Below are 6,279 nucleotides of genomic sequence, written 5' to 3' on the forward strand. Positions count from 1 at the left end.
GCTATGCACCCTCGGCCAAGGATCTTGCCTCGCGTGATGTCGTTTCGCGCTGCATGACGCTGGAAATCCGCGAGGGCCGCGGCGTCGGCAAGAACAAGGACCACATCTTCCTGCATCTCGACCATCTCGATCCGGCCGTGCTGCATGAGCGCCTGCCGGGCATTTCCGAGAGTGCAAAGATCTTTGCCGGCGTTGACGTTACCCGCGAGCCGATCCCGGTCCTGCCGACCGTCCACTACAACATGGGCGGCATCCCGACTAACTACTGGGGTGAGGTGCTCAATGCCGACAGCTCCAATCCGGAGCGCATCATCCCCGGGCTGATGGCTGTCGGCGAAGCCGGTTGCGCCTCCGTTCACGGGGCAAACCGTCTTGGCTCCAATTCGCTGATCGACCTCGTGGTCTTCGGCCGTGCGGCTGCGATCCGCGCCGGCGAGGTCATCGACCGCGCGTCTGCGGTACCGGCGCTGAACGTTGCCGCCTGCGACAAGATCATGGATCGTTTCGATGGTCTGCGTCACGCCAGCGGCGGCACGCCGACGGCGGTGCTGCGCGAAAAAATGCAGCGCGCCATGCAGGATGACGCAGCGGTATTCCGTACGCAGGAATCGCTGGAATCCGGTTGCCGCCGTATCTCGGAAATCTGGAGCGAACTCAAGGACATCAAGGTCACTGACCGCTCGATGATCTGGAACTCCGACCTCGTTGAGACGCTGGAACTGCAGAACCTGATGGCCAATGCGATCACCACGATCTACGGTGCCGAGGCCCGCAAGGAAAGCCGCGGCTCGCATGCCCGCGAGGACTATACGTCAGGTCCGTTCGCCGGTCGTGACGACGTCAACTGGCGCAAGCACACGCTGGCCTGGGTGAATGAGGCGGGCGACGTGAAGCTTGACTACCGGCCTGTCCACACCGACCTCATCGCAGACGGCATCGATCCTCACAAGATCGAGCCGAAGGCTCGCGTATACTGATCAGAGGAACCTGACATGGTTGAACTCGCTCTCCCCAAGAATTCCCAGATGCGCGAAGGCAAGGTGTGGCCGAAGCCGTCGGGCGCCAAGAACACCCGTGAGTTCCGCGTCTATCGCTGGAGCCCGGATGACGGCCAGAACCCGTCGATCGACACCTTCTACGTCGACATCGATGATTGCGGGCCGATGGTTCTCGATGCACTGCTCTACATCAAGAACAAGATCGACCCGACGCTGACGCTGCGCCGCTCCTGTCGTGAAGGCATCTGCGGTTCCTGCGCGATGAATATCGACGGTACGAATACGCTCGCCTGCACCAAGGGCATGGACGACATCAAGGGCACTGTGAAGATCTATCCGTTGCCGCATATGCCCGTCGTCAAGGATCTCGTTCCCGATCTCAGCAACTTCTATGCGCAGCATCGCTCCATCGAGCCCTGGCTGAAGACGGTTTCGCCGACGCCGGCCAAGGAATGGAAACAGAGCCATGAGGACCGCCAGAAGCTCGACGGCCTCTACGAGTGCATCCTGTGCGCCTGCTGCTCGACTTCCTGTCCGAGCTACTGGTGGAACGGCGACCGTTACCTCGGTCCGGCCGTTTTGCTGCAGGCCTATCGCTGGCTGATCGACTCCAGAGACGAAGCAACTGGCGAGCGCCTCGACAATCTCGAGGATCCGTTCCGCCTCTACCGTTGCCACACGATCATGAACTGCGCGCAGACCTGCCCGAAGGGTCTGAACCCGGCCAAGGCAATCGCAGAAATCAAAAAGATGATGGTCGAGCGTCGCGTGTGAGCGTCGACGCCTCTACCGGAATCAATCGAGCGTTATCTCGACGTCGCAGAACAGATCAAACCTGATCAAGAACGAGACGGCCGGGCACAACACCTTGCTGACATATTTTACCAGCAAGAAGTCCCACGAGCGGACGGTTGAATTGTGCCGGTTGCGCCATAGGTGTCACGAAGGCATTTTGGGTTTGTGCTGACTTGATTAACCAAAGTGAAATACGGTAATTCGAACTTACAATTGAATATCTCTGCGGTTGAGGCGGACATTCGGGAGCTTGATGATGCAGTTGCGATATGTGGTGACGGGTCTAACGGCCGCTCTGGCCTTGGCAGGATGCCAGCGCACCTCATATGACTATAGCAGTAATAACGCGCCTCCGCCGCTGACTGCGCAGCCTGTGCCTTCCGTGCAGGGCGGTCAGCTTCCGCCTCCGGGGGGCAGTTCGCAGTTCCCCGCTGCTCCGGCGTCCACGGCCCCGATGGCCGGTGTTCAGCCGGGTGGCGCAGCACCGGCGACTTCGCTTGATGTCACCAAGGAATCGATGGTCGGCAGCTGGCGTGTCAACGGCACCTGCGACATGTTCCTGACGCTCACCAATCTCGGCAGCGGGTCGCGCGGCGGCACGCGTGGTTGCGTCGGCGAATTGACGGCGATGGGTTCCTGGGAGGTTTCTGGCAAGCAGGTTCTGCTCAAGGACCGCAGCGGCAACCAGCTCGGTGCTGTCTACAAGGTGGCTGACAACAGCTTCAGCGGCCAGACCGCGACCGGACAGGCGATCAATCTCAGCCGGTAAGTCAATCCGGCGGATACCCGCTGGTTACGCATAGGCGGACAAGCCCTCATGCAGCCAATGCCAGACTATTCGCTCAGCGTCACCGAGCAGCTCAAATCGCTGACGGCCTCGGGAACGCTGCAGGTCGATTCCGCCCAGATGGATGTGGCCAAAAGCCTCGACCGGGTCCTCGCCTCCCTCAAGCAGAAGCGGCCTGCCACCAAAAGTAACGCGCTCGGCTGGTTGTTTGCCTCCAGGAAGAAGACCGAGACCGGCATCAGGGGGCTCTATATCCACGGCAGCGTCGGACGCGGCAAGACGATGCTCATGGACATGTTTTTCCAGATGGCGCCATGCCGGAAGAAGCGGCGCGCGCATTTCCATGAATTCATGGCCGATGTGCATAATCGCATCGCCGCCCACCGGCTGAAGCTGAAGAACGGCGAGACGAAGCAGGCCGATCCGATGCCGCCGGTCGCAGCCGCGCTTTTCGAGGAAGCGGAACTGCTGTGCTTCGACGAATTCACGGTCGCCGACATCGCCGATGCAATGATCCTGTCGCGGCTTTTCTCCGAGCTTTTCGAACGCGGCTGCGTGCTCGTTGCGACGTCGAATGTCGAGCCGGACAATCTTTACAAGGACGGTCTCAACCGCGGGCTCTTCCTTCCCTTCGTTGCTCTCCTCAAAAAGCATGTCGAGGTCGTAACTCTCGATTCGCCAACTGATTATCGGATGGAGAAGCTGAACAGCCAGCCGGTCTATCTCATCCCGATTGATGAGCGTACCGACATGGCGATGGATGCGTCGTGGACGCAGGCGCTGCACGGCCGCAAGGCGCAGCCTATGGAAATTCCCATGAAGGGGCGAACGATCCATGTGCCGCTCGCCATCGACCGCATGGCGCGCTTCTCTTTCGCCGATCTCTGCGACAGGCCGCTGGGTGCGGTCGATTTCCTGGCCATCGCCGAGCGCTTCGATACGGTCTTCATCGATCACGTTCCGTTGCTCGGCCCCGAAAAACGGAACCAGATCAAGCGCTTCATCATTTTGATCGATACGCTCTACGATCATGGCACCCGCCTCTACGCTTCCGCTGCTGCCATGCCCGAGGATCTGCTCGTTGAGAGACGAGGCACCGAAGGCTTCGAATTCGACCGGACGGCATCGCGCCTTTTCGAGATGAGAAGCGCGGAATATCTCGCAGCGCATCACGAGAAACGCGCCGCCGAGTAACACTTTGGTGACAATTTATCTTACGTTTACGTAAGAATTTTAATATCTAAACGATTGAAATTGCTGCACCAAAAATAATGCATTGCCATTTTTTGGCTTTAGGTCTATGCGATTGCGACATTGGGCGATGCCCGCGCGTCGCCCGACGAATTTGATCGCAAAGGAAAAGCGAAATGGCGCGTAACAAGATCGCACTTATCGGTTCTGGCATGATTGGTGGCACGCTGGCGCATCTCGCCGGCCTGAAGGAACTGGGCGACATCGTCCTCTTCGACATTGCCGATGGCATTCCCCAGGGCAAGGGTCTCGACATCGCACAGTCCTCCCCCGTCGAAGGCTTCGATGCCAATCTGACTGGCGCCAGCGACTATTCCGCGATCGAAGGCGCCGACGTCTGCATCGTCACCGCCGGCGTTCCGCGCAAGCCGGGCATGAGCCGCGACGACCTTCTCGGCATCAACCTCAAGGTCATGGAGCAGGTCGGCGCCGGCATCAAGAAATATGCCCCGAACGCTTTCGTGATCTGCATCACCAACCCGCTCGACGCCATGGTCTGGGCTCTGCAGAAGTTCTCGGGCCTGCCGGCCAACAAGGTCGTCGGCATGGCCGGCGTTCTCGACTCCTCGCGCTTCCGTCTCTTCCTCGCCAAGGAATTCAACGTTTCCGTTCAGGACGTCACGGCTTTCGTTCTCGGTGGTCACGGCGACACGATGGTGCCGCTCGCTCGTTATTCGACCGTTGGCGGCATTCCGCTGACCGATCTCGTCACCATGGGCTGGGTCACCAAGGAACGCCTCGAAGAAATCATCCAGCGCACCCGTGACGGCGGCGCCGAAATCGTCGGCCTCCTGAAGACCGGTTCTGCCTACTACGCTCCGGCCGCTTCGGCGATCGAAATGGCTGAATCCTACCTCAAGGACAAGAAGCGCGTTCTGCCGTGCGCTGCCTATCTCTCCGGCCAGTATGGCGTGAAGGACATGTATGTCGGCGTGCCCACCGTCATCGGTGCTGGCGGCATCGAGCGCATCATCGAGATCGATCTCAACAAGGCCGAGAAGGAAGCCTTCGACAAGTCCGTCGGCGCCGTTGCCGGTCTCTGCGAAGCCTGCATCAACATCGCGCCTTCCCTCAAGTAATTGGTGCGCTGAAGCAATCGAAATAGGGACAAACCCATGAACATTCATGAATATCAGGCCAAGGCTCTGCTGAAGGGCTATGGCGCGCCGGTCGCGGAGGGCGTGGCTATCCTCAAGGTTGAGGAAGCCGAGGCTGCCGCCAAGTCGCTTCCCGGTCCGCTTTATGTCGTCAAGAGCCAGATCCATGCCGGCGGCCGCGGCAAGGGCAAATTCAAGGAGCTCGGCCCCGATTCCAAGGGCGGCGTTCGTCTCGCCAAGTCGATCGACGAAGTCGTTGCGCATGCCAAGGAAATGCTCGGCAACACGCTGGTGACCGCACAGACCGGCGAAGCCGGCAAGCAGGTCAACCGCCTCTATATCGAAGACGGTGCCGACATCGCTCGCGAGCTCTATTGCTCGCTGCTGGTCGACCGTTCGGTCGGTCGTGTGGCTTTCGTGGTTTCCACCGAAGGCGGCATGGACATTGAAGCTGTCGCCCACGATACGCCTGAGAAGATCCATACGATCGCCATCGATCCGGAAGCCGGCGTGACGGCTGCCGACGTTGCCGCGATCTCCAAGGCACTGCAGCTCGACGGCGCTGCCGCCGAAGACGCCAAGACGCTTTTCCCGGCGCTCTACAAGGCTTTCGGTGAAAAGGACATGGCTCTCCTCGAGGTCAATCCACTGATCGTCATGAAGGATGGCCACCTGCGCGTCCTTGACGCCAAGATGTCTTTCGATGGCAACGCTCTTTTCCGTCACGATGACGTCAAGACGCTTCGCGACGAGACGGAAGAAGATGCCAAGGAAATCGAGGCCTCCAAGTGGGACCTCGCCTATGTGGCGCTCGACGGCAACATCGGCTGCATGGTCAACGGTGCCGGTCTCGCCATGGCGACGATGGACATCATCAAGCTTTACGGCAAGGAGCCGGCAAACTTCTGCGACGTCGGCGGCGGTGCCGGCAAGGAGAAGGTTGCTGCAGCCTTCAAGATCATCACCGCTGACCCCAAGGTCGAAGGCATTCTCGTCAACATCTTCGGCGGCATCATGAAGTGCGATGTCATTGCCGAGGGCGTCATTGCCGCGGTCAAGGAAGTCGGTCTCAAGGTTCCGCTCGTCGTGCGCCTTGAAGGCACCAATGTCGAGCTCGGCAAGAAGATCCTGAACGAGTCGGGTCTGGCCATTACGGCGGCTGACGACCTGGACGATGCGGCCAAGAAGATCGTCGCGGCGATCAACGGCTAATTTTGAAGGATCTGAAAGAATGTCTATTCTCGTCAATAAAGACACCAAGATCCTCGTTCAGGGTCTGACCGGCAAGACCGGCACGTTCCACACCGAACAGGCGCTTGCTTACTACGGCACGCAGATGGTCGGCGGTATC

The 6,279-nt window shown here is 59.7% G+C and carries 6 protein-coding genes and 1 pseudogene; all 7 read left to right on the forward strand.

Features of this window, described 5'->3' with window-relative positions; all coding sequences use genetic code 11:
• A partial coding sequence (locus AC1D35_RS34395) for an FAD-binding protein (protein WP_477942352.1) occupies nucleotides 1–977 on the forward strand: 977 nt, incomplete at its 5' end.
• A 15-nt stretch (nucleotides 978–992) separates the two neighbouring features.
• Nucleotides 993–1,772, forward strand: a complete 780-nt coding sequence (locus AC1D35_RS34400; protein ID WP_113299171.1) for a succinate dehydrogenase iron-sulfur subunit — start codon at nucleotides 993–995, stop codon at nucleotides 1,770–1,772.
• Between the two features lie 277 nt (nucleotides 1,773–2,049).
• Complete coding sequence (locus tag AC1D35_RS34405; RefSeq protein WP_113299170.1) at nucleotides 2,050–2,562, forward strand: protease inhibitor Inh/omp19 family protein; 513 nt, start codon at nucleotides 2,050–2,052, stop codon at nucleotides 2,560–2,562.
• Between the two features lie 48 nt (nucleotides 2,563–2,610).
• Nucleotides 2,611–3,774 (forward strand): cell division protein ZapE, encoded by a 1,164-nt coding sequence (zapE, locus tag AC1D35_RS34410; RefSeq protein ID WP_113308274.1) that lies wholly within the window; start codon nucleotides 2,611–2,613, stop codon nucleotides 3,772–3,774.
• A 173-nt stretch (nucleotides 3,775–3,947) separates the two neighbouring features.
• Nucleotides 3,948–4,910: a malate dehydrogenase gene (mdh, locus tag AC1D35_RS34415; protein WP_113299168.1), complete on the forward strand. Its 963-nt coding sequence runs from the start codon at nucleotides 3,948–3,950 to the stop codon at nucleotides 4,908–4,910.
• Between the two features lie 36 nt (nucleotides 4,911–4,946).
• Nucleotides 4,947–6,140 (forward strand): ADP-forming succinate--CoA ligase subunit beta, encoded by a 1,194-nt coding sequence (gene sucC, locus AC1D35_RS34420; protein WP_113308273.1) that lies wholly within the window; start codon nucleotides 4,947–4,949, stop codon nucleotides 6,138–6,140.
• Between the two features lie 19 nt (nucleotides 6,141–6,159).
• Nucleotides 6,160–6,279 (forward strand): annotated as a pseudogene (locus tag AC1D35_RS34425) (succinate--CoA ligase subunit alpha); the annotation flags it as partial.

The organism is Rhizobium sp. P1_E6, assembly GCF_056405875.1.

What these genes read in the sequence shown, in the direction of transcription:
- AC1D35_RS34400 (WP_113299171.1), top strand. Translation starts at nt 993, where the DNA reads ATGGTTGAACTCGCTCTCCCCAAGAATTCCCAGATGCGCGAAGGCAAG.
- AC1D35_RS34405 (WP_113299170.1), top strand. Translation starts at nt 2,050, where the DNA reads ATGCAGTTGCGATATGTGGTGACGGGTCTAACGGCCGCTCTGGCCTTG.
- zapE (WP_113308274.1), top strand. Translation starts at nt 2,611, where the DNA reads ATGCAGCCAATGCCAGACTATTCGCTCAGCGTCACCGAGCAGCTCAAA.
- mdh (WP_113299168.1), top strand. Translation starts at nt 3,948, where the DNA reads ATGGCGCGTAACAAGATCGCACTTATCGGTTCTGGCATGATTGGTGGC.
- sucC (WP_113308273.1), top strand. Translation starts at nt 4,947, where the DNA reads ATGAACATTCATGAATATCAGGCCAAGGCTCTGCTGAAGGGCTATGGC.